The organism is Paraburkholderia sp. SSBN10T (assembly GCF_056619545.1).
This window is the reverse complement of sequence record NZ_JBWQQI010000002.1, coordinates 25,290-46,701: the sequence shown is the minus strand read 5'-3', so window position 1 is coordinate 46,701 and position 21,412 is coordinate 25,290. Positions and strand designations below refer to the sequence as shown.

General features: G+C 65.5%; 16 protein-coding genes. 7 read left to right on the top strand and 9 right to left on the bottom strand.

Going from position 1 to position 21,412, the window contains the following annotated elements:
* Positions 1–15: 15 nt before the first annotated feature.
* Positions 16–1,419: a GGDEF domain-containing protein gene (locus tag AC1ECK_RS02790; protein ID WP_480315654.1), complete on the bottom strand. Its 1,404-nt coding sequence runs from the start codon at positions 1,417–1,419 to the stop codon at positions 16–18.
* Between the two features lie 383 nt (positions 1,420–1,802).
* Between AC1ECK_RS02790 and AC1ECK_RS02785 the strand changes: the two genes are divergently transcribed.
* The 4 genes from AC1ECK_RS02785 (at position 1,803) to AC1ECK_RS02770 (ending at position 7,267) form a co-directional block, all read left to right on the top strand.
* Positions 1,803–3,314, top strand: a complete 1,512-nt coding sequence (locus tag AC1ECK_RS02785; RefSeq protein WP_480315652.1) for a sensor domain-containing diguanylate cyclase — start codon at positions 1,803–1,805, stop codon at positions 3,312–3,314.
* A gap of 136 nt (positions 3,315–3,450) precedes the next feature.
* Positions 3,451–4,074 (top strand): DUF2239 family protein, encoded by a 624-nt coding sequence (locus AC1ECK_RS02780; RefSeq protein ID WP_480315650.1) that lies wholly within the window; start codon positions 3,451–3,453, stop codon positions 4,072–4,074.
* A gap of 212 nt (positions 4,075–4,286) precedes the next feature.
* Positions 4,287–5,852, top strand: a complete 1,566-nt coding sequence (locus tag AC1ECK_RS02775) for a methyl-accepting chemotaxis protein (RefSeq protein WP_480315648.1) — start codon at positions 4,287–4,289, stop codon at positions 5,850–5,852.
* Positions 5,853–5,959: 107 nt separating this feature from the next.
* Positions 5,960–7,267 carry a solute carrier family 23 protein gene (locus tag AC1ECK_RS02770; RefSeq protein ID WP_480315646.1) on the top strand — a complete coding sequence of 436 codons (1,308 nt, stop codon included), beginning with the start codon at positions 5,960–5,962 and terminating at the stop codon, positions 7,265–7,267.
* Between the two features lie 56 nt (positions 7,268–7,323).
* On the opposite strand, the gene AC1ECK_RS02765 is transcribed toward AC1ECK_RS02770, so the two are convergent.
* The gene (locus AC1ECK_RS02765; protein ID WP_480315644.1) at positions 7,324–8,991 is read right to left on the bottom strand and encodes a Na+/H+ antiporter; all 1,668 of its coding nucleotides are present in this window, start codon (positions 8,989–8,991) and stop codon (positions 7,324–7,326) included.
* A 435-nt stretch (positions 8,992–9,426) separates the two neighbouring features.
* Here AC1ECK_RS02765 and AC1ECK_RS02760 point away from each other — a divergent pair, with 435 nt between their 5' ends.
* Both AC1ECK_RS02760 and AC1ECK_RS02755 read left to right on the top strand, forming a co-directional pair.
* Positions 9,427–10,704: a sensor domain-containing phosphodiesterase gene (locus tag AC1ECK_RS02760; RefSeq protein ID WP_480315642.1), complete on the top strand. Its 1,278-nt coding sequence runs from the start codon at positions 9,427–9,429 to the stop codon at positions 10,702–10,704.
* Between the two features lie 134 nt (positions 10,705–10,838).
* The gene (locus AC1ECK_RS02755; protein ID WP_480315640.1) at positions 10,839–11,588 is read left to right on the top strand and encodes a copper homeostasis protein CutC; all 750 of its coding nucleotides are present in this window, start codon (positions 10,839–10,841) and stop codon (positions 11,586–11,588) included.
* A gap of 91 nt (positions 11,589–11,679) precedes the next feature.
* Here AC1ECK_RS02755 and AC1ECK_RS02750 read toward each other — a convergent pair whose 3' ends face one another.
* Entirely contained in the window at positions 11,680–15,273 is a 3,594-nt protein-coding gene (locus AC1ECK_RS02750; protein ID WP_480315638.1) for an indolepyruvate ferredoxin oxidoreductase family protein, read from the bottom strand.
* 294 nt (positions 15,274–15,567) lie between these two features.
* Between AC1ECK_RS02750 and AC1ECK_RS02745 the strand changes: the two genes are divergently transcribed.
* Positions 15,568–16,176, top strand: a complete 609-nt coding sequence (locus AC1ECK_RS02745) for a glutathione S-transferase family protein (protein WP_480315636.1) — start codon at positions 15,568–15,570, stop codon at positions 16,174–16,176.
* Between the two features lie 117 nt (positions 16,177–16,293).
* Here AC1ECK_RS02745 and AC1ECK_RS02740 read toward each other — a convergent pair whose 3' ends face one another.
* The 6 genes from AC1ECK_RS02740 to AC1ECK_RS02715 form a co-directional block, all read right to left on the bottom strand.
* Entirely contained in the window at positions 16,294–17,322 is a 1,029-nt protein-coding gene (locus tag AC1ECK_RS02740; protein ID WP_480315634.1) for an ion channel, read from the bottom strand.
* 125 nt (positions 17,323–17,447) lie between these two features.
* The gene (locus AC1ECK_RS02735) at positions 17,448–17,693 is read right to left on the bottom strand and encodes a hypothetical protein (RefSeq protein WP_480315632.1); all 246 of its coding nucleotides are present in this window, start codon (positions 17,691–17,693) and stop codon (positions 17,448–17,450) included.
* A gap of 88 nt (positions 17,694–17,781) precedes the next feature.
* Positions 17,782–18,003 (bottom strand): hypothetical protein, encoded by a 222-nt coding sequence (locus AC1ECK_RS02730; protein ID WP_480315630.1) that lies wholly within the window; start codon positions 18,001–18,003, stop codon positions 17,782–17,784.
* 120 nt (positions 18,004–18,123) lie between these two features.
* Complete coding sequence (locus AC1ECK_RS02725; RefSeq protein WP_480315628.1) at positions 18,124–19,035, bottom strand: carbohydrate kinase family protein; 912 nt, start codon at positions 19,033–19,035, stop codon at positions 18,124–18,126.
* Between the two features lie 5 nt (positions 19,036–19,040).
* A complete protein-coding gene (locus AC1ECK_RS02720; protein WP_480315626.1) occupies positions 19,041–20,330 on the bottom strand; it encodes an AGE family epimerase/isomerase in 1,290 nt (429 codons plus the stop codon).
* Positions 20,327–21,313 (bottom strand): LacI family DNA-binding transcriptional regulator, encoded by a 987-nt coding sequence (locus AC1ECK_RS02715; protein WP_480315624.1) that lies wholly within the window; start codon positions 21,311–21,313, stop codon positions 20,327–20,329. The genes AC1ECK_RS02720 and AC1ECK_RS02715 overlap by 4 nt, the downstream gene beginning before the upstream one ends.
* Positions 21,314–21,412: the final 99 nt, after the last annotated feature.

Here is a 21,412-nt window from a genome sequence, read left to right as displayed (position 1 = left end):
CAGCCGGGGCGTCGTCTAACCGGCGATCACCCGGTTGCGGCCCAGATGCTTGGCCCGATAAAGCCGTTCGTCGGCAGTACGCAGGATCGCGTCGATCGTGTCGCCGTCGCGCCCGAACTGGGACACGCCGATACTCACCGTCAGCGCAACCGACTTGCCCGACTGGCCGCCGAACACGCCATTGGCAATCGCCTCGCGAATCCGCTCGCCGATCGACTGCGCCACCCCCAGCGCCACCTGCGGCAACAGCACCATGAACTCCTCGCCGCCGACCCGCGCGACGCCGTCGTACGGCCGGATCGCGTCGAGGCACTTCTTCACGAAGCCACGCAGGATCTCGTCGCCGACCAGATGGCCGTAGGAATCGTTGATCGCCTTGAAGTGGTCCAGATCCAGCGCCAGCAGCGAGAACGGCGCGCCGCCGCGCCGCGCGCGCGTGATCTCGGCATCGACCATTTCGATGAACTGCCGCCGGTTGGCCGCGCCCGTCAGCGGATCGGTCGCGGCGAGATGTTCGAGTTTCAGGTTGGTGCGTTTCAGTTCCTGCAGGGCGCGCTCGGTATCCGCCATGGCTTCGGCGAGGCGCGCCATCAGTTCCTCCTGGCTATAGATCGTCGAGAACGAACGGGTGGTGCGGAACGCCTGCACGACGCCGTAGCTCAGCAGGAAAAAACCGGCCGCGAAGATCGCGTGGGCGAGCCACCACATGTGATTCCAGGGCCGCGCCAGAATGAAGGCGAGCGACGACAACGCGAACGACGTCACCGAGATGCCGAAAACCTTCATCAACGGCGAACGGATGCGCCGGGCCAGCATGACCGCTACGTTGACGCTCGAGACCAGCAGCGCGCCGCCCTCCATCGTGACGCGCACCGCGAGGTTGCCGGCCACCGGCGAATAGGCGATGACGGCTACTGCAATGTCGGTTAACAGGAACAAGCCGATCCAGCCGAACCAGCGGCTCGGGGCGCGTCGCAGCGTGGCGGGGTCGGCCGTCCGATGCCACGCCAGCAGCGCGACCAGCAGCAGCGCCGCCATGGCGAGCCGCGAGGCCGGCCCGTATAGCAGGAACAGCCAGATGTTGTGGTGCGCCATGCCGGTGAAGGCACCGTGCAGGGCGTAGATCAGCACGAAGGCCAGAAAGCCGAGCGTGAGCCAACGCAGCATCGGTTCGCCCGAGGACAGATAGCAGCGCCAGGAAACGTAGGCGACGAACAGCCCTTCGAGCGTCGCGGCCGTAATCGCGATTTCGTGAAAGGCGTGGTTCTCGAACGTCAGCGCGGGGTTCTGGAAAACATAGAGGTAAGCGATCAGGTAAGCCGGGATCAGCGCAAAGCCGCCGATCAACAGCCCCAGATAGGCACGGGTGACCCACTGCACGGTTGCGGACGGCTCATCAACCTCGACGCTTGCGGACATATGGGTTCCTCCTCACGCGGGCAGGACTGAACGCAACGGCGCTCGCTATGCTGCGCGAGCGTCAGACGGCGGCGCTTCGCCTATTCTTCAGCTTTATGACCAGTATAGGCAGCGTCGCGCCCGAGTACGCAAAATACAAAGCGGTCGTGCCGCGCCATGCCTTGTGCATTCAACCTTGAGCCGCGCGAGGTCGATATCCAGTCAGGAGGGTGGCTAAAGACATGACCGGCAGATTGATGGTTCATCGCGCCTCAGTGTCTGATACGCTAGTGGCCCGGCAGCCGCTTGTATGGCTGACCCGCGTGTCTGGTTTGACGCCATGCCGGGATTCGTAAGACGTTGCACTCTCCGAGATTACGTGCAGGTTTAAAACAAGCCAGGAAATGATGACGCGCCGACCGAACGCCGTGATTGTCATTAGCATCGTGCTAGCTGCGGCGATCCTTGCGATCGCCATCTGGGTGCTGGCGCAGATGCGTGCGGACGCGTTGCGGCGCGCCCAGGACTCGGCCGAGAACGTCTCCTTGCTGGTCGAGCGCGACGTGGCGCGCAACCTCGAACTCTACGACCTCTCCTTGCGTGCCGTGATCGCCGGACTCGACCAGCCGGGCGTCATGGCCCTGCCCCCGGCGTTGCGCCAAAGGATGCTGTTCGACGGCTCCGCGAGCGCGCAGGACCTGGGCTCGATGCTGGTGCTGGACGAAACCGGCAAAGTCATCTTCGATTCGGCGTCCGTGCCGCCGCGCCATATCGACGTCGCCGATCGCGAATACTTCCTCGTGCATCGCGATTCGCCCAACGTCGGGCTGTACGTCAGCCGGCCCTTCATGCCGAGGTTGAGCGACGCCGGCGCGACCATCGCGCTTAGCCGGCGCCTCTCGCACCCGGACGGCAGCTTCGCCGGCGTGGTGGTCGGCACGCTGCGGCTCACTTACTTCCAGCGCCTGTTCGCGGGCATGAATCTCGGCAACAGCGGCTCGATGGCGCTGATGCTCACGGACGGCACGATGCTGATGCGCCGTCCCTACGACCCGAAGATCATCGGCATCAATCTGACCGGCACCGCGAACTACACGCGCTTCACCCAGCAGGACAGCGGCGAATTCTTCGGCACGGCGGCGATCGACGGCGTGGAGCGCTGGTATGCGTTCCGCCATATCGGCCACTTCCCGCTGCTGCTCGATGTCGCGATCTCGACGCGCGATATTTATGCCGGATGGCGGCACCGCGCATGGATTATCGGCTCGATGATGGCGGCGCTCGATATCGCGATCATCGCGCTTGCCGTGCTGCTCTCGCAGCAACTACGGCGCCGTCAGCAAATGGAAGAAGCCTTGCGGGAACTGGCGCGCACCGACGGGCTGACCGGGCTGAACAACCGCCGCACCTTCGAAGAGCGCGCCGAGCAGGCCTGGCTGGCGATGCTGCGCAGCGGGCGGCCGCTGTCGATGCTGCTGATCGACGTCGACAACTTCAAAGGCTTCAACGATCTGTACGGCCACTCCGCCGGCGACGATGCGCTGATCGCGGTGGCCCGCTGCATCGACGGCAATGTCCGGCGTCCCGGCGACGTGGCGGCGCGCTACGGCGGCGAGGAGTTCGCCGCGCTGTTGCCGGACACCGACGGTATCGGCGCTGCGCAGATTGCCGAGCAGATCCGCGCCGCCGTGCAGGCGCTGCAGGTGCGCCACGTGGCGAGTGCGCATCATGTGCTGACGATCAGCATCGGCATTGCGAGCACCGCGAACCATCCGTTCGCGACTTATCGCAGCTTCGTCAATGCCGCCGACTCGGCGCTGTACGACGCCAAGGATGCCGGCCGCAATCGCATTCTCTGCTACCCCGTCGCGGAGCGCGCCGACCAGCCGGGGATGGCGACGCAACCGGGGCATTAGGCGGCGCTCGGCCGCCGCTCTCGCGTGCGAACGCAATCCTTGGTCACTGCATTTGAGTAATTTTCACCCGGGTGATATTTGCATTCAAATTTTACCCGGATATAATTTGCGAAAATCGACCTTGAGGATTTTCGCAATGACGCCCCAACCCGCTACCTGCACCGCTTTCGAAGGCTTGAGACGCATCGCGTCCGGCGCCCGCGCCGAGGTCGCGCTGGCGGTCAGGCGGGTGATCGAGCGTGGTGAACAAGCGCCTGTGCTGGTTTTCGACGACCTCACCAGTCAGCCCGTCGAATTCGATCTGCGTGGTTCGGATGCCGAAGTGCTGGCGCGACTGGCGGACGAACCCGGCGGCCATGCCGAGACGGCCGAAGCCGGCGAGCCTGCCGGTGACGAGACGCCGCGCGGCCGGGGCCGCCCCAGGCTGGGCGTCGTGGCGCGCGAGGTGACGCTGCTGCCGCGTCATTGGGACTGGTTGAACAGTCAGCCCGGCGGGGCATCGGTGGCGTTGCGCAAGCTGGTCGAGGCGGCGCGTCTCGCCGGCGACGACAAGGAGCGCGTGCGTCGCGCGCAGGAAGCAACCTATCGCTTCATGACCGCGCTTGCCGGCAATCTTCCCGACTATGAAGACGCAACCCGGGCGCTGTTTGCCGCGGACCGGGCGCGCTTTCACGCTGCAATCGCGCGGTGGCCTGTCGATGTGCGGGAGTATGCGGGGCGGCTGGCTGTAGGGGCGTTCGGTGAGGGCCACCAAGGCTGATGTGCGGCAAAGCTGACTTGGCTAGCGGGACGTTCCAGACAAATCAAACAGATCCCAATGTCGATGTGGCTTTGCGCCTTTCAACATCCTGTCCCGCTTATTCCCACCATCAGCAGGTTAAGTCAGGAACCACCTCGCCGTAATAGAACTGGCCGCGCTTAAGCGCGCATCGCCGCCGCAGCAACGGCGCTTTCTATGCAAAGGATGGGGACATGAGGTGGTTCGAGCGCATGACGGTGTTGCAAAGCCTGCTGTTGGCCTTCGCGATCGTGATTGGCTTTTGCGCGGTCGTCGGGGGCACCGGCCTGAGGACATTGTCCTCGATGCATGACCTGACCGACACAATCAGCAATCGGCATATGGACGGCCTCTACTGGATGGAAGAGGCGAACCGCAACAAGATCGACGCGGATCTCGCGGCGGCGAATCTCGGCTACGCCGAAGACGACGCGGGACGTCAGCGCCTCGACGCCAATATCGTCGCTTCGCTCAAGAACATGCACGACGCCTACGACCGCTTTCGGGCGACGCTGTCCACCCCCAAGGGCGAGGCGCTGTTCGACGAAGTGCTGCACAAGTCGGCCGTGTGGGAAGAGATCGTGCACCAGCAGATCGGCCAGGAGCCGATACCGGCCGGAGTCGACAACAAGGAACTGGTGCGCCGCGCAATCGCGTCGAGCGAAGCCTTGCGCGAGCGCATCGTGCAGGTGATCGACTATCGCCGCCGGCAAGCGAGCGAGGCGCAAGCCGAGGCGGCCGCCAGCTACCGGCGGATGCGCATCGTGTTGTCGTCGCTGGTGCTGGGCGCGTTGGTGGCCGGCATGCTGCTCGCCTGGCTGATCGCACGACGCCTTGCGCGGCAACTTGGCGGCGAGCCGGGCTACGCCGCGCAGATTGCCAACCGGATCGCCGACGGCGACCTGAGCGTACGGGTCGACACCCGCACCGGCGACGCCCACAGCCTGCTCTTCGCACTGCGTAATATGCGCGACCGGCTGGCCGGGATCGTCTCCGGCATCAGCGAATCGAGCGCGTCGATCCTGCTCGCCTCCGGCGAAATCGCCCAGGGCAACACCGACCTGTCGCAGCGCACCGAAGAGCAGGCCGCATCACTTGAAGAAACCGCCTCGAGCATGGAGCAGTTGACCGCCACGGTGCGGCAGAACGCCGACAATGCCCAGCAGGCGAGCGGCGTCGCGCACGGCGCCTCGGAGGTCGCGGCGCGCGGCAGCGCGCTGGTGGACGACGTGGTGGAGACCATGCGTGAGCTGGCCGCCGGCTCGAAGCGCATGACCGACATCATCGCGGTGATCGAGGGCATTGCGTTCCAGACGAATATTCTGGCGCTCAACGCGGCCGTCGAAGCAGCCCGGGCGGGCGAGCAGGGCCGTGGCTTTGCGGTGGTGGCGGGCGAGGTGCGCTCGCTCGCGCAGCGCAGCGCGCTGTCCGCCAAAGAGATCAAGGAGCTGATCGAAAATTCCACCGCCCGCGTCGGCAGCGGTGCGACGCTCGCTGAGCGAGCCGGCCGGACCATGGCCGAAGTCACGCACGCGGTGCGGCGTGTGACGGACATCATGGGGGAAATCTCTGCTGCATCGCACGAACAGAGCACCGGCATCGAGCAGGTGAACCGCGCGGTCGCGCAGATGGATCAGGTCACCCAGCAGAATGCCGCGCTGGTCGAGCAGGCCGCCGCCGCTGCGGCTTCGATGGCGGACCAGGCACGCGAACTGAAGACGGCGGTCGCGGTGTTCGCGCTCGAAGCGCGCCGGGTTTGAGTGCGCTGCAGCGCCTCCACGACTTCGCTTGCCAGGGCCAGGCGCTCTCCGTACACTCGCGCGTAATTCGAACAACACGCCGAAGCTGATAGAGGAGAACCCCCGCCATGGCCGATTCCTATTTCCCCCGCTGGCGCACGCAACCGAGTGCCGCCGAGGGCCGCGTCGTCAATACCGATGAGCGGCTTGCCTGGCCGCAGATGTTCGCGATGGGCATCCAGCACGTCGTCGCCATGTTCGGCTCGACCGTGCTCGCGCCGCTGCTGATGGGCTTCGATCCGAACCTGTGCATTTTCATGTCGGGGATCGGCACGCTGCTGTTTTTCGTGGTGGTGGGCGGGCGCGTGCCGAGCTATCTCGGTTCGAGCTTCTCCTTCATCGGCCTCGTGATCGCTGTGACCGGCTATGGCGGACACGGTCCGAACCTCAACGTGCCCGTCGCGCTCGGCGGGATCGTCGCGTGCGGGGTGGTGTACGCGATCATCGGGCTGATCGTCTCGGCCGTCGGCACCAGATGGATCGAGACGTTGATGCCGCCGGTCGTAACGGGCGCGATTGTCTGCGTGATCGGGTTGAACCTCGCGCCGATCGCCGTCAGGGGCGTGAGCGGCAGCAACTTCGATTCGTGGATGGCGCTCGTCACCGTGCTGTGCGTTGCCGCGGTCGCCGTCTTTGCGCGCGGCATGCTGCAGCGCCTGCTGATCCTGGTCGGCCTGCTGGCCGCTTACGTGATCTATGCAATCGTCACGAACGGCCTTGGCATGGGCAAGCCGGTCGACTTCTCGATTGTCGCGAACGCCGCCTGGTTCGGCATGCCGCATTTCACCGCGCCGGTGTTCAACGCCCAGGCCATGACGCTGCTCGCGCCGATCGCGGTGATCCTCGTTGCGGAGAACCTCGGCCATATCAAGGCCGTGAGCGCGATGACCGGCCAGAATCTCGACGGCTATGTGGGCCGCGCGTTCCTTGGCGACGGTTTGGCCACCATCGTCTCCGGTTTCTCCGGCGGCACGGGCGTCACGACCTACGCGGAAAACATCGGCGTGATGGCGGTGACGAAAATCTACTCGACGCTGGTGTTCGTGATTGCCGCGGCGATCGCGCTGGTGCTCGGCTTCTCGCCGAAGTTCGGCGCGGTGATCCAGACCATTCCGGGGCCGGTGCTGGGCGGCGTATCGATCGTCGTGTTCGGCCTGATCGCGGTGACGGGCGCGCGCATCTGGGTCGTCAACAAGGTGGACTTCTCCGATAACCGCAACCTGATCGTCGCGGCGGTGACTCTTGTGCTGGGCGCCGGGGATTTCTCGCTGAAGGTGGGCGGCTTCGGGCTAGGCGGTATCGGCACCGCGACCTTCGGCGCGATCATTCTCTACGCGTTGCTGCGCCGCAAGCCCGCGCAGCAGCCGGCGCTCTAGGCGAGGCGCCGGCGCGGCAACCTGCGGCCGGGCCACGGGCAAGCGCGCGCCTGCAGTCAGGCCCGCGCTGCGCTTCGCGTGATCAGTGCCGTCTCCGACAGATCCACCTCGCGCATCAGCTTGTTGAGCGTCTCGTCATTGATCTTCTGCACGTTGCGCAACGACAGCAGCACCGCGCGTTCGGCCCGTATCGCGGCCAGCTTCATCTGAAACTCCAGCGCCTCCGCGCGACGCGCCTGCTCGCTCGGCGGGGTGCTCTCGTCGCCGAACGTGGCCAGCCGGCGCCGGTAGATATCCATCACGCGCGCCGTCACATCCGCTGCGTAGGCGGCGGACGATTCGTCGAGATCGGCGCTGGCGGTTTCGTGCAACTGGTCGATGGCGCGGATCGCCGCTTGCGCCGCGAGCTTGCGGGCGTGCTGCTCCTCGGCGGCGTGCGGATCGCGCCCGCGCCGCCAGCCGCGCAGCAGCAGCGGCAGCCCGAGCACCGCCACCAGCAGCGAGACCAGAATCACACCCGACGCAATAAAGATCGCCAGGTCGCGCCCCGGCAGCGCCAGCCCGTTCGGTAAGGTATCGGGCAACGACAGCACGCCCGCCATCGTCACCGCGCCGCGCACTCCGGCTACGGTCGTCACCGTCACGATGCGCAACCCCGGCACCGCGCTCGCCATGCCCTGTTTCGCCGCGCCGCGGCTCGCGTACCAGCGCAGCAGCCAGACCCAGACGAAGCGCAGCGCGTACAGCGCGAGCGCCACCGCAGCGATATAGCCGATCAGCACCAGCATCTGCTTGTTGCTGGTCTCGTGCGCGTCGATCAGCGCGCGGCCGAGGATATACGGAAACTGCAAGCCGAGCAGGATGAACACCATGCCGTTGAAGACGAATTCGATCATCGTCCACGTGCTATGGCCGCGCATGCGCGCGGCGACCGGCCCCGCATTTGCGATGTCGGTGTAGTTCATCATCATCCCGGCGGCGACCGCCGCGAGGATGCCCGACCAGCCGAAATGCTCGGCGAACAGGTAGGCCGCGAACGGAATCAGCAGGGTCATCACCACACCGGGTGCCGGATCGTCTTCCTCGGTCAGATTCAGAAGGCGCGTCGACGCGACGCTGAACAACCAGCTCACGGCGGCGCCGGTCGCCAGCCCACCCAGCGCAATAATCACGAAACTGATCGAGGCATCGCGCAGCGAGAACACGCCGGTCAACGCGGCGGCAATCGCGAACTTCAGCGCGACCAGACCCGAGGCGTCGTTCATCAACGCCTCGCCTTCGAGGATATGCATCAGTTGCGCCGGGATGCGGTTCTTGCCGGCGATGCCGGTCAGCGCAACGGCGTCGGTGGGCGACAGCACGGCGGCGAGCGCAAAGGCGACCGGCAAGGAGATCGCCGGTACCAGCGCGTGCACGAAATAGCCGACCGCCAGCACGGTCATGAACACGAGCCCGAGCGCGAGCAGCAGGATCGCGCGCCGCGCCATGAAAAACTCGCGCTTCGGAATGCGCCATCCATCCGCGAACAACAGCGGCGGAATGAAGAGCATCATGAAGATTTCCGGATCGAACGTGACGTGCAGACCTAGCTTCGGCCAGGCGAGCAGGGCGCCGAGGGCGATCTGCACGAGCGGCAGCGGCAGTTTGAACGACAGCACGCGGACCCCGACACCGGAGACGGCGACCGCAAGCAGGAGGATCAGGACAGTAAAGACAATTTCCATCTGGCTCGTCTAAAGAGAGGCGGCAGGCCCCGTGCGCCGTGAGGCCGGTTCGCGAAGCGCGGACAGGCGGCGGGACGCACAGCGGGCAGCTCATGCTCGGACATTAACAAACGTAAGGTAGGAGTTTAGCCCGAGGCGGCAATCGGGCGCCGCGCCGCCCGCAGCAAGGCATGCTCGTGCAGCGTGAGTACCCCGCATGCCCCCGATTAGCGCTTGCCGGCTGCGGCATTTGCACTGATCTGGTGCGTCATGCGCGCGGACGCACCGGCCGCAGCGTCAAGCGGCGCGGTTGCGCATACAAACTTCGCTGGAAGGTGTGGCAGCGTGCGCACGGAGCTTGCTTAAGGAGTGTCGATGACGCACATTTTGAGAATCGGCGCCGAGGTTGTTCGCTCCCGCGTTCGGACCGGCCCGGCTCTCGCGTGAGAGGAATGCATGACGATTGCGCAACAGGAAAGAACGAGCGCCGCACCGCACGGCTTCGAGGTGAGCGTAACTTCGGGGCTGGAACGGTATTCGGTGCGGCATGGGGATCTGGAGCTGACGAGCGTGTTTCAGCCGATCTTCAGTTTGTCGCACATGCGGGCGGTCGGCTACGAGGGATTGCTGCGCGCCCACGATGCGCTCGACCGGCCGGTGTCGCCGCTCGACGTATTCGGCCAGGCGGCGCGGCTCGGTGACGTGCTGCAACTGGACCGGCTTGCCCAGGCGCTGCACCTGGAGAACTTCAAGGTGCTTGGCGCCGAGAAGGAGTGGCTGTTTCTGAACGTTCACCCGGGCGCCTTGACCGACCCCTACCACGCCGCCGCGTTGCTCGCGAACCTGCGACGGCTCGATCTGCCGCCGCGGCGCATCGTGCTCGAAGTGCTGGAACAACGCGCGGAAGATCTCGAGCGTCTCGCGGACGCCGTGCGCAAGTTCCGCGAACTCGGCTTCCTGATCGCGCTCGACGATTTCGGCGCGGGGCATTCGAACATCGAACGGATCTGGCAACTGAACCCCGACATCGTCAAGCTCGACCGCATCATGCTCTCGCATGCCGCGCATCGCGCCGATATGGCGACGATCCTGCCGGGGCTCGTCGCGCTGCTGCACGAAGCGGGCAAGCTGGTCCTGATCGAAGGCGTGGAAACCGAACATGAGGCGCAGATGGCGCTCGCCTGCGACGCCGATTTCGTGCAGGGCTTTTTCTTTGGCCGGCCGAACCCGGGCGCGGCGGATAGCGCACAGGCGGTGACCTGCATCGGCGAGGTCACGGAGCGCTACCGCAACCAGACCGAAGAGCGCGAGCGGCGCAATGCGAGCCGCCTCGCGCCGTATATCCGTGCGTTCGAGCGGGCGGCGGAACGGCTCGCGGCCGGCGAACCGCTCGACGAGGTGTGCTGGAATTTCCTCGCGCTCGATCATGCGGCGCGCTGCTTCCTGCTCGATGCAAAGGGCCGTCAGGCGGGCCGCAATGTGGTGCTGCGCGCCGACCGCGCCGCGCACGAGACGCGCTTTCTGCCGCTCGCCGATGCGCAGGGCGCGAACTGGTTGCGCCGGCCGTATTTCCGGGCGGCGATCAACGCGCCGGAACGCGTGCATGTGACGCGGCCGTATCTGTCGATCAACGAGGCGCTGCCCTGCGTGACCTTGTCGGTGGCGACTCATGTCGGCGAGCAGACCTGCGTGCTGTGCGGCGATATCGACTGGGTGGATGAAGAGCGGTTCTGAACGCCCCCTGACCTGCCGCTTACGCGTCAGGCCTCCCGAGGGGGCAAGCAAACTTGGGGCGGCTAGGCGTTTCCTTGAGAACGCCCCGCTTTCTTGAGCGATCATGTCGGTTTCAACGACACCGATCCACAGCCATGTCTCAAGCTCCCGTTTTGCTGGAAATCATCGCCACCACGGTTGCCGACGCGCGGCTCGCCGCGCAGGCGGGGGCTGACCGGCTCGAGTTGATCACCGCAATGGGCGAGGGCGGCCTGACGCCGAGTCTCGGCTTGATCGAAGCGGTGGTGGCGGCCGTGGATATCCCGGTGAATGTGATCGTGCGTCCGCATAGCCGGTCGTTTGTCTACGACGCCGACGACTATGCCGTGATGCTACGTGACGTCCGCACGGTCGCTGCGGCCGGTGCGCATGGTGTGGTGATCGGCATGCTGACGCCTGAGGGCGAAATCGACCGCGAGGGTTTAGCGCGCGCGGTCGACGCCGCGGATGGCTTGGCGATCACCTTCCATCGCGCGTTCGACGAGACGCGCGATTTGTCCAAGGCGCTGGACGTCCTGCTGGGTTTTGACGCGGTCACGAATGTGCTGACCTCTGGCGGCAAGCCATCCGTGTTGCAGGCCGAGGAGACGATTCGCGCGCTGGTGCATCAGGCGGCCGGTTCGCATTGCACGGTGTTGGCCGGTGCGGGATTGACCGTGGATGCGGTGGCCGGGTTTGTTCAGGCCACTCGGGTCAGCGCGGTGCACTTCGGCTCAGGCGTGCGGGTTGGCGGGAACGGATTGGCGCCGGTGGATCCGCAGAAGGTTGCTCGGGCGAGGGCGTCGCTTGGACCGAGTCTCGCCGATGCGTTGGCGCAACCCGGGAAAACTGACGCCGATTGCTAGTCACCGCGTTTCGGTGAATCCGGACGTGCGGCGGACTAATCCCGAGCACGCCGCTCCGAACCTCGCTCGAAGCGGCACGCCTGTCACACACTTACTTCGCCACCACCACCGGAATCCCTCGCAGCGTCCCTGCGCCCTTCACTTCCTCGAGCGCTTGCTTGACCGCTGCGCCGGTGGCCGCCTCGATGTTCAGACGCGCAGCCAGTTCACGCTCGCTACGCTTCACACCCGCGAGATTCGCCAGCTTCACATGCCCATAACCGCGCACGCGAGCATGCAGATCCGCCAGCCTGGCAATCTCTTCAGCGTTAGCCGCATCGAGTTTCGCAAGCGCCTTTTGCATCGTCACTTCATAGTCGCCGGCCAGTTCGCGTTCCATCCGCCGTTCGAGCGTACGGCCAAACGGATCGAGCAGCGTGCCGCGCAGCCCGCGGAATTTCGCCAGCGTACCGAGCACCGGCCACAGCCACTGACCGAAGGTCTTCTTGAGCGGCGTCGCGCCATGCTTCGGACGTGACAGCGTCGGCGGCGCGAGATTGAATTTCACGCCGAAGTCCTTGCCCGCCACGCCTTCGAATTGCGCTTCGAGCGAGGCACGGAACGCGCTGTCCGTATGCAGGCGCGCCACTTCGTATTCGTCCTTCACGGCCAGCAAGCGATAGAACGTCGTGGCCACCGCACGCGTCACCGGCTCACCTGATGACGCACCGCCGAGACCCGCTTCGGCACGCCGCACCGCATCCACCAGCGCGCGATAACGCTTCACGTAAGCTTCACCGCCATACACCGCGAGGCGGCCTTCACGATGCGCGATCAGTTCGTCCACCGTATCGATGCGCACCGGCTGTTGTGCAGCATGCTTCGCCTGCCACAGCGCTTCGAGCGCCGCCGGATCGGCAGCAGCCAGACGGCCCACCGAAAACGCCAGTTGATTCATCTGCACTGCGACGTTGTTCAACTCGATCGCGCGCATCATCGCGCCGAACGACACCGGCACGAGGCCGAGCTGCCATGCAAAACCCAGCATCAGGATATTGGCGCCGATCGTATCGCCGAGAAAACGTGTCGCCAGCGCTTGCGCATCGCAAGACGACATGCGCTCTTCGCCTGCGGCATGGCGCATCTTGTCGATCAATGCGTCGGCGTGCAGGTTCGCATCCGGGTTCTGCACGAACGTCGCGTTCGGAATCGCATGCGTATTCACGACGATGCGCGTGCGGCCATGCCGTACCGTCTGCAGCGCGTCGGAACTCGCGCCCACCACCATGTCGCACGCGAGCAGCACGTCGGCCTGCTGCGTATCGATGCGCACCTGGTTGAGCCATTCGTCGCGAGCGGCGAAACGCACGAACGACAGCACCGAACCGCCCTTCTGCGCAAAGCCCATGAAATCGAGCACCGAGGCGCTCTTGCCCTCCAGATGCGCAGCCATGCTGATCAGCGCGCCCACGGTCACGACGCCCGTCCCGCCCACACCCGTCACCAGAATGTCGTACGGCGCGGCATCGAGCTGGGTCGCCGGCAGCGGCAGCGCCTCGACACGGGCCGCCAGCGCCGCGGCATCGAATGCTGCGCCCGCGGCCTTCTTGAGCTTGCCGCCTTCGATCGTCACGAAGCTCGGGCAGAAGCCGTTCACGCAGGAAAAGTCCTTGTTGCACGACGACTGGTCGATGCGGCGCTTGCGGCCGAGAGCAGTTTCAACCGGCTCGACCGACAGGCAGTTCGATTGCACGCCGCAGTCGCCGCATCCTTCGCAGACCTCTTCGTTGATGAACAGGCGTTTGTCCGGATCGGGGAATTCGCCTTTTTTGCGGCGCCGGCGTTTTTCGGCTGCGCAGGTCTGGTCGTAGATCAGCACGGTGACGCCGTCGGTATCGCGCAGTTGCCGCTGCACCGCGTCGAGTTCGCTGCGGTGGTGAAACGTGGTGCCCTTCGGAAACAGGTCGTGATGGCCGTCGTACTTCTGCGGCTCGTCGCTCACCACGACGAAGCGCGAGACGCCTTCCGCTTCCACCTGACGCGCGATTTGCGGCACCGAGATGCTGCCGTCGACCGGCTGGCCGCCCGTCATAGCGACCGCATCGTTATAGAGAATCTTGTAGGTGATGGTGGCTTTCGCGGCAACCGCCTGGCGGATCGCCAGAATGCCCGAGTGGAAATAGGTGCCGTCGCCGAGGTTCTGGAATACGTGGCGCGTCTTCGTGAACATCGAGTGCGAGGCCCAGTCGACACCTTCGCCGCCCATCTGGATCAGGCCGGTCGTATCGCGCTCCATCCACGAGGCCATGAAGTGGCAGCCAATCCCCGCTTGCGCGATCGAGCCTTCCGGCACCTTGGTCGAAGTGTTGTGCGGACAGCCGGAGCAGAAGTACGGCGTGCGCTTGACCGCGTCGGCAGCGTTCGAGAGGATTTGCGGCGCGACCAGATCGACCACGCGTTCGCGGCGATCGAGCGCGGGTTTGTGCCGCGCGAGCCAGTTCGCGAACACCGGCAGGATGCGCGACGGGCGCAGCTCGCCGAGCGAGGACAGCAGCAGCGTGCCGTCCTGCGCGTGCTTGCCGATCACGACTGGGCGCTCGCCGGCTTGCCGGTTGTACAGGTAGTCCTTGATCTGCTGTTCGATGACCGGGCCTTTTTCCTCGATCACCAGCACTTCGGAGAGACCTTCGACGAAGGTATCGATACGCGTCATCTCCAGCGGAAACGACAGCCCGACCTTGTAGATCCGCACGCCCGCTGCTTCGAGATCGGCGACGGTGAGGTCGAGGCGGCGCAGCGCCTCCATCAGGTCCAGATGCGCCTTGCCGCAGGTGACGATGCCGACGTTCGCATGCGGACTCGGCGCGATCCATTTGTCGATGCTGTTGCTGCGCGCGAAATGGCGCACGGCGTCGAGCTTGGCGGCGAGCCGCGCTTCGATGCTGAGGCTCGGCAGATCGGGCCAGCGGTTATGCAGGCCGCCGGCGGGTTCGACGAAATCTTGCGGAACGGTCCACTGCGTTTGCAGCGCATCGAGATCGACGGTCGAGCCGGATTCGACCGTCTCCGAAATGGCCTTGTAGCCGACCCATGCGCCCGAGAAGCGCGACAGCGCCCAGCCGTACAGGCCGAACTCGAGCATGTCGGCGACGTTCGACGGATTCACCACCGGCATGTGCCAGGCCATCAGCGCGAAGTCGCTCTGATGCGGCATCGACGACGACACGCAGCCGTGATCGTCGCCCGCCACCACCAGCACGCCGCCGTGCGGCGACGAGCCGTAGGCGTTGCCGTGCTTGAGCGCGTCGCCGGCGCGATCGACGCCCGGGCCCTTGCCGTACCACATCGCAAACACGCCCTCGACTGTGCGCTCCGGGTCCGCTTCGACGCGCTGCGTACCGAGCACGGCGGTGCCGCCGAGTTCCTCGTTGATGGCGGGCAGGAAGCGGATATCGCTTGCCTCGAGCAGTTTCTTCGCCTTCCACAACTGCTGGTCGACCATGCCGAGCGGCGAGCCGCGATAGCCGCTGACGAAACCGGCGGTGTTCAGCTCGCGCGCTTTGTCCAGCGCGCGTTGCATCAGGACGAGACGCACCAGCGCCTGCGTGCCGGTCAGGAAAATGCGGCCGCGGGTGGCGGTGAGGTTATCGGACAGCTTGTAATCGGCGAGAGCGGGCGTGCCGTCGATGGGCAAGCGAGCGGTCATGGTGAGTCTCCGTTTTTATGCACTCGCGCGAAGTGGATGGGGACCACAAAGGCTTCGCGTCGAAAGAGACTCTATTTTTTAGCGCCAATTGGAGAAAAGTTTTGCTAGTTTCCGGGTTTCCTCGTCCTCAGGCGCGAAGTGTTTGGCGAATTCGCAGGCTTTTGAGATAGATCTGCCGGCCGTTGCCGGGGTTCGGGAATACCCTTGTGCCGGACGCGGAGGCGCAGCGGGATGCGCCGCGCCGGGTCTCGCCGTATTACGCTATGCGCTTCTCCGTTGCTCAGCGAGCGCCACATGAAACTTTATTACTGGCCGAAGACGAGAGCGTTCCGTGCGCTCTGGATGCTGGAAGAAATCGGCGTGCCGTACGAACTGGTGCGGGTCAATATTCGCGCGGGCGAGCAGAGCGAGCAGGGCTTTCGCAGCATCAATCCGATGACGAAACTGCCGGTGCTCGACGACGACGGCGTGCAGGTGGCCGAATCGGGTGCGGTGCTGCTTTATCTGGCGGACAAGTTTCCTGCCGCGCAGCTCGGTGCGGCGCTCGACGATCCGTTGCGCGGCCGCTTTCTGCAGTGGCTTTTCTTCACGCCGGGCTGTCTCGAACCGGCGATGGCCGAAAAGATCGTCGGCTCGCCAGGCAATACCTTCAGCTTCGGCTGGGGCGATTTCGAGCGTGTGAAGCACGCGGTCGAAGCGGCGCTGGAGGAAGGGGAGTGGCTGCTCGGCGAGCGTTTTACCGCAGCGGATCTGTTGCTGGCCAGCACGCTGCAGATCGTCTTCATGGCGAAGCTGCTGGAGCCGAAAGGCGCGATCGGTGACTACGTCGAGCGTGCGGTGTCGCGCGATGCCCACGTGCGCGCGGCGGCGGTCGAACAGCGCGAGCTGGCGGCGCTGAAGTAGCGACTGCGGTTCGAGCGGGGTGCCGCACGCGGGGCTCGGGTGCCCCGGGAGGCCCAAGGCGCCGCGTGCGGCTCGGGCGGCTCAGGCGCCGTGTGCCGCCCGGGTGCCCCAGACGCCTCAGGCGCCCGGCACCGCTTGCGGGTCGATCGCCGCGGCGGGGACGGGCGGCGACATCGGTTCCAGCGGTTCGATTTCGTGGAAATGGGCGTAGTCGATATGGCTCACGCCGTTTTCCTCGCGCAGCAGGTCGACGTATTTGTGCTGCCAGCGGATATCGTCTGCTTCCCAGGTGTGACGCGCCTGCATGGTCTGCGAGGTCTGTTCGTCCGCGCCTTCGATGGTGATCAGCAAGGACGCGTCGCGCGCTTTCATCGATTCGGCGGTTTCGCCGAATAGCGGGCTCGTCTCGTCGATGATATGCATCAGGGTCCAGCTAAACAGAAACGCGGGATGCTGTTCGCGAACCAGCGTCAGGTCGTAGAGCTTACGCAGCGTGTAGCCTTCGACCGAAGTCTCGAGACGCATCATGCGCAGTTTGCCGCGTGCTTCGGCGATCACATTCTGGCGGCCGTTGGCCGCGCGCGCCATCAACGTCATGTGCCCGTCGATCGGCCGGATCACTACATAACGGGAGAACATGATCCTGGCGCGCGGCCGCGAGAAGCGCGCGAAGATCAGGCCGGTCGCCAAGGCGATCCCGGACATGCCGACAAAAATTTCGAAGGTGGCGACCCAGTGCGCGTAGATCGTCTGCGGATGCATGTCGCCGTAACCGACTGTCGCAAGCGTTTCGACGCTAAAGAAAAACGCACCGGCAAAACCCGCGGGAAACTGATTCGCAATCGGCGCTTTGCCCAGCATGTAGAGTGAAGCGAACGTCGCGTTGAGCAGCAGGAACATCAGCGCCAGCGAGACGAAGAATACCGGCCACGTGACCGTCAAGGCGCTGTGGTAAATGTCCTGCCAGAAGCGTACCGGCATGCCGTGTGCAACGATCACCCGGGAGTTGAGGCGCAATTCGCGGCTGCCGCGCGGCAGGCTTTTGCGCCCGGCGGCGGTGGAGTCCGCCGCGGCAGCGCCGCCGCCTGTCTGGGTCGTGGCGCCCGCCGTGGACCCCGTTGTGCGGTTTGACGTATCTGTGGCCATTGCGTGTCGTTCAGCATGAAAACGCGCAAAGCGTAGCATGCCGCACGCGCCGCTTTTGCAGATTCTCCGCCGCTCGGCAATGTGCTGCGAAGCCGGCCGAATTCGCCTCGCGCGAATTCACGCCATCAAGGAAACGTGCGCGGTTTCGGAATCCCTGCGCCGTGTTCGATATCGGCAATGGCCTGCTGGCGGGCCGCCTCGATCGCTTCGGTTTCGCTCGCGTAACCGGCGTCGCCGCCGACCGTGGTCCACACCTGGACCGCCTGGTCACGATGGCGGATTTCGTATTCCGCGTCCCAGCGCACGCCTTGCAGTTCGAGCGGACGTACGTGGATCGAGTACACGCCATAGAGGAAGAGCGGTTCAACCATCTTCGCCTCCAGCCGTTTGTTTCCAGAAAGACACCGCGCGGTAACCACCCAATGGCGAACGCACCGGCGTGCGCAGTGCCGGGCCTGCCTAGAATTCGATTTCGCCGAGGATGCGGTGAGCCAGCGCTTTGGCTTCTTCGAGGGCTTCTTCCTCGGTGGCCGAGGTGGCCTCGACCTCGTAGACCGTGTTCTCCAGCTCGCCGCCCTCGTCACGCGCGAGCGTGACCACGCCGCGGTACTCCCCTGCGTCTGCCGGGCGCACCGTGGCGGTGGCCGTGTAGAGTCCCTTGGTATAGGTGACGTCCTCCATGATGCTTCTCCAGCAAAGGGGGAGATTCCATCGTAGCACGCCGTTTTATGACTTTCCGGTCATCTGCGTGACAGGCCGGCGTTCCGCGCAGGTTCCGCTCGAACGCCGGCTGCGCGCGGCTCAGCCCTCCAGCAGCGCGACCACTTCATCGAGCGACGGCGAGTGCGCGCCGGCATGGCGGCAGGCCGCAGCGCCCGCTGCCAGCGCGAACGCGAGATGTTCGTGCCACGTGCGTTGCGGCGCCGTCATCAGACTGAACAGCAGACCGCCGATCGACGCGTCGCCCGCGCCCACCGTATCGGCCACTTCGACGCGCGGCGGTTGCGCCTCGACGATCGCGTCGCCATCGATCAGCGTGGCCTTTTCCGAGCCGCGCGTGACGAGCACGGTCGCCTTCGGATTCATCGCCCGCAGCTCGGCGAGCGCCTCGGCTTCGCTGGTCTTGAACAGCAGGCTCAGGTCTTCATCGGAGACCTTGATGAGATCGGCGAGCGCGGCCATCTTGCGCAGCGTCGGCTCGTAGCCGTGCGCCATCAGGTTGCGGTAATTCGGGTCGAAGCTGATCTTCACACCGCGTTCGCGCAACTGCGCAGCCAGGGCGGCGAGCGTATCGCCAAGCGGCTGGCGCACGAGGCTGATGCAGCCGAAGTGCGCCCACTTCACCTCGTTCATCCAGCCTTGCGGCAGGCGCGACGGATCGAAGGCCAGGTCGGCACCGTTCTCGCCCATGAAGAAGTACGCGGGCGGATGCGTCTGATGCACGATCGCCAGCAGCGGCGGCCGTTCCACGCGCTGCATGAAGCGCATGTCGAGACCCGCGGCGACGCTGGCGTCCCACAGCTCGTCGGAGAAGTTGTCGGTGCCGAGCGAGCCGGCGCAGGCGGTCGGCAGGCCGAGCCGCGCGACCGCGCGGGCGACGTTCCAGCCGGCGCCGCCGGGGCGCGACAGCCATTGCGACGCGCCGGTGCGCACCAGGTCGGTCAGGATGTCGCCGGCGGAAACGAAGAGAGGAAATTCAGTGCTCGCGCTCATGGTGCTCACCGTGCGGATTCAGTCGTGGACAGCGCATGGGACAGTGCATGCATCAGCACTTCGTAGCACGCGCCCATCGTGTGGTAGTCGGTCTTGCCGGCCGGGCTCTTTTCATCGCTGTACTTGCGGTTGTCGCAGGTCAGGATGCGATACCACGCGCCGAATTTGTGATCGACGAAATGCGCCCAGCTATAGCGCCAGATCTCGTCGTACCAGTCCCAGAAGCGTTCGTTGCCGGTGCGCTTGCCGAGCAGCGCGGCGGTCGCGAAGGTTTCGGCCTGGACCCAGAAGTACTTGTCGTGATCGCAGACCGTGCCGTCCGGGCCGAAGCCGTAGTAGAGGCCGCCGTGGTCGTCGTCCCAGGCGTGCGTCATGGCCGCGTCGAACAGTTCGATGGCACGCGGCAGCAGCCACGGCAGTGGACGGTGCCGTTCGAGGATCAGCAGCAGCTTGGCCCACTCGGTCTGGTGACCGGGCTGGAAGCCCCACGGACGGAAGATGTTCGAGCTGTCCTCTTCGTTGTAATGCCAGTCCACCGACCAGTCTGCATGAAAGTGCTCCCACACCAGGCCTTGCGAGAGCTTCGCCTGGCGCAGCGTGATGTTCGACGCCACCCGTTCCGCCCGGTCCAGATACACCAGATGACCGGTTGCCTCGTAGGCGGCGAGCAGCGCTTCGGTGGTGTGCATGTTGGCGTTCTGGCCGCGATACGAACTCACGCGCCAGTCCGGCGTCGCCTCATCGGCGTAGAGGCCCGCGGCAGCGTCCCAGAAGCGGTGCTCCATCAGTTCGAAGGTGGCGCCGATCAGCGGCCGGGCCTCTTCGATGCCGGCCATCGCCGCATGCGCATAGGCGAGCAGCACGAAGGCGAGGCCGTAGCAATGACGGGTGGCGTCGAGCGTGTGCTTGTGGCCGTCGCGCCATTCGAGCTCCCAGTCGTAGCCTTTGAGTTCAGCGTCCCAATGCGCGTCGCGCAGGAAATTCAGGCCGTGGCGCGCGTATTCGAGGTGCTGGGGGTCGCTGAACTCGCGATACGCCATCGCGTAGTTGAAGACGTAGCGGCAACTGCTGACGAGATGGCGCGTGGTGCGGTTGTAGACGGAGCCGTCGTCGCGGAAGAAGTGATAGAAGCCGCCGCTGGGGTCGAACACGTTCGGCGCGTAGAAGCGCAGGGTGTCCTGGATATGCGAGCGGAGAAAGCCGGCCTCGCGGAAGCTGGCGACAGCGGGCACGCTGGGCAATGCCGCAGCGGCGTGGTCGCGATGGTCGGATTGAAGCGTATCGGATTGCGTCATGGCGTTTTCACCGAGGTACTGGCACGGGCAATGAGATGAACGGGCAGATGGACTTCGAGTTCGGCAGGCGACTCTTCAAGCAGCAGTTCGACGCCGCGTCGGCCGAGCGCCTCCTTGTCGACGGCGATCGTCGAGAGCGGCGGCGTGGCGTGGGCGGCGGCGGGGATATCGTCGAAACCGATGACCGCGATGTCCTGCGGAACGCGCAGGCCGCGCGCGAGGCAAACGCGCAGGGCGGCAAGCGCGGCGGCGTCGTTGTAGGCAAAGACGGCGTCGGGGCGCGGGCCGGGCGTATCGAGCAGGCGTTGCATGGCGAGCGCGGCGCCGGTGTCGGGATCGAGCCCGGCGTCAAGCGTGACTTCAAGCGACGGATCGAACAGCAGGCCCGCTTCGAAGAATGCGCGCCGGTAGCCGAGCGCGCGCTGGGCGATGCTGAAATGCGCGAGCGAACCGCCGATAAAAGCGATGCGCTTGTAGCCTTGCTGGAACAGATGCTGCATCGCCAGCGCCGCGCCGGCGGCGTTGTCGAGATTCACCGAACGCAGGCCCGGCGCCCACAGGTCGATCAGCACCAGCGGACGCTGCATGGCGACCAGCGTGGTCAGCGTTTCGGGCTCGACGAAGCCGGCGATCGCGACCGCGTCGGGGGCGTGCAGGCGCATCTGCTGGATCACGTCTTCCGTGGGCCCGGCGGTCAGCACCGACGGCACGATGCCGCGCTCGCGGCAGGCATCTTCGACGCCGTGCAGGACGTGCGAGAAGAACGGGCTGGCGGCGAAATTATTGTGCTGGCGGTGCAGCAGAAAGGTGAGCCGGCGGATGCGCGGGCGCAACTGGGCGGGGTCGTAGCCGAGCTGGCGCGCAGCCTCGACGACCCGCAGACGGGTGGCGTCGGACAGGCCTGGCTGATTTTTCAGCGCACGGGAGACGGTGCCGATCGACACGCTGGCGGCGCGAGCGACATCGCGGATGGTTGTGGCCATCGGGGTGGGCGGCGAGCGTCGTGCGCGCCGCAGGGCAAGTTGATTTCGGGGGATTGTATAGTAAAACCTCTGAAAAGATGCTTCGTTTAGCGTGAATCG

What these genes read in the sequence shown, in the direction of transcription:
- AC1ECK_RS02785 (WP_480315652.1), top strand. Translation starts at nt 1,803, where the DNA reads ATGATGACGCGCCGACCGAACGCCGTGATTGTCATTAGCATCGTGCTA.
- AC1ECK_RS02780 (WP_480315650.1), top strand. Translation starts at nt 3,451, where the DNA reads ATGACGCCCCAACCCGCTACCTGCACCGCTTTCGAAGGCTTGAGACGC.
- AC1ECK_RS02775 (WP_480315648.1), top strand. Translation starts at nt 4,287, where the DNA reads ATGAGGTGGTTCGAGCGCATGACGGTGTTGCAAAGCCTGCTGTTGGCC.
- AC1ECK_RS02730 (WP_480315630.1), bottom strand. Translation starts at nt 18,003, where the DNA reads ATGGAGGACGTCACCTATACCAAGGGACTCTACACGGCCACCGCCACG.
- AC1ECK_RS02750 (WP_480315638.1), bottom strand. Translation starts at nt 15,273, where the DNA reads ATGACCGCTCGCTTGCCCATCGACGGCACGCCCGCTCTCGCCGATTAC.
- AC1ECK_RS02755 (WP_480315640.1), top strand. Translation starts at nt 10,839, where the DNA reads ATGTCTCAAGCTCCCGTTTTGCTGGAAATCATCGCCACCACGGTTGCC.
- AC1ECK_RS02725 (WP_480315628.1), bottom strand. Translation starts at nt 19,035, where the DNA reads ATGAGCGCGAGCACTGAATTTCCTCTCTTCGTTTCCGCCGGCGACATC.
- AC1ECK_RS02790 (WP_480315654.1), bottom strand. Translation starts at nt 1,419, where the DNA reads ATGTCCGCAAGCGTCGAGGTTGATGAGCCGTCCGCAACCGTGCAGTGG.
- AC1ECK_RS02715 (WP_480315624.1), bottom strand. Translation starts at nt 21,313, where the DNA reads ATGGCCACAACCATCCGCGATGTCGCTCGCGCCGCCAGCGTGTCGATC.
- AC1ECK_RS02745 (WP_480315636.1), top strand. Translation starts at nt 15,568, where the DNA reads ATGAAACTTTATTACTGGCCGAAGACGAGAGCGTTCCGTGCGCTCTGG.
- AC1ECK_RS02765 (WP_480315644.1), bottom strand. Translation starts at nt 8,991, where the DNA reads ATGGAAATTGTCTTTACTGTCCTGATCCTCCTGCTTGCGGTCGCCGTC.
- AC1ECK_RS02735 (WP_480315632.1), bottom strand. Translation starts at nt 17,693, where the DNA reads ATGGTTGAACCGCTCTTCCTCTATGGCGTGTACTCGATCCACGTACGT.
- AC1ECK_RS02770 (WP_480315646.1), top strand. Translation starts at nt 5,960, where the DNA reads ATGGCCGATTCCTATTTCCCCCGCTGGCGCACGCAACCGAGTGCCGCC.
- AC1ECK_RS02760 (WP_480315642.1), top strand. Translation starts at nt 9,427, where the DNA reads ATGACGATTGCGCAACAGGAAAGAACGAGCGCCGCACCGCACGGCTTC.
- AC1ECK_RS02740 (WP_480315634.1), bottom strand. Translation starts at nt 17,322, where the DNA reads ATGGCCACAGATACGTCAAACCGCACAACGGGGTCCACGGCGGGCGCC.
- AC1ECK_RS02720 (WP_480315626.1), bottom strand. Translation starts at nt 20,330, where the DNA reads ATGACGCAATCCGATACGCTTCAATCCGACCATCGCGACCACGCCGCT.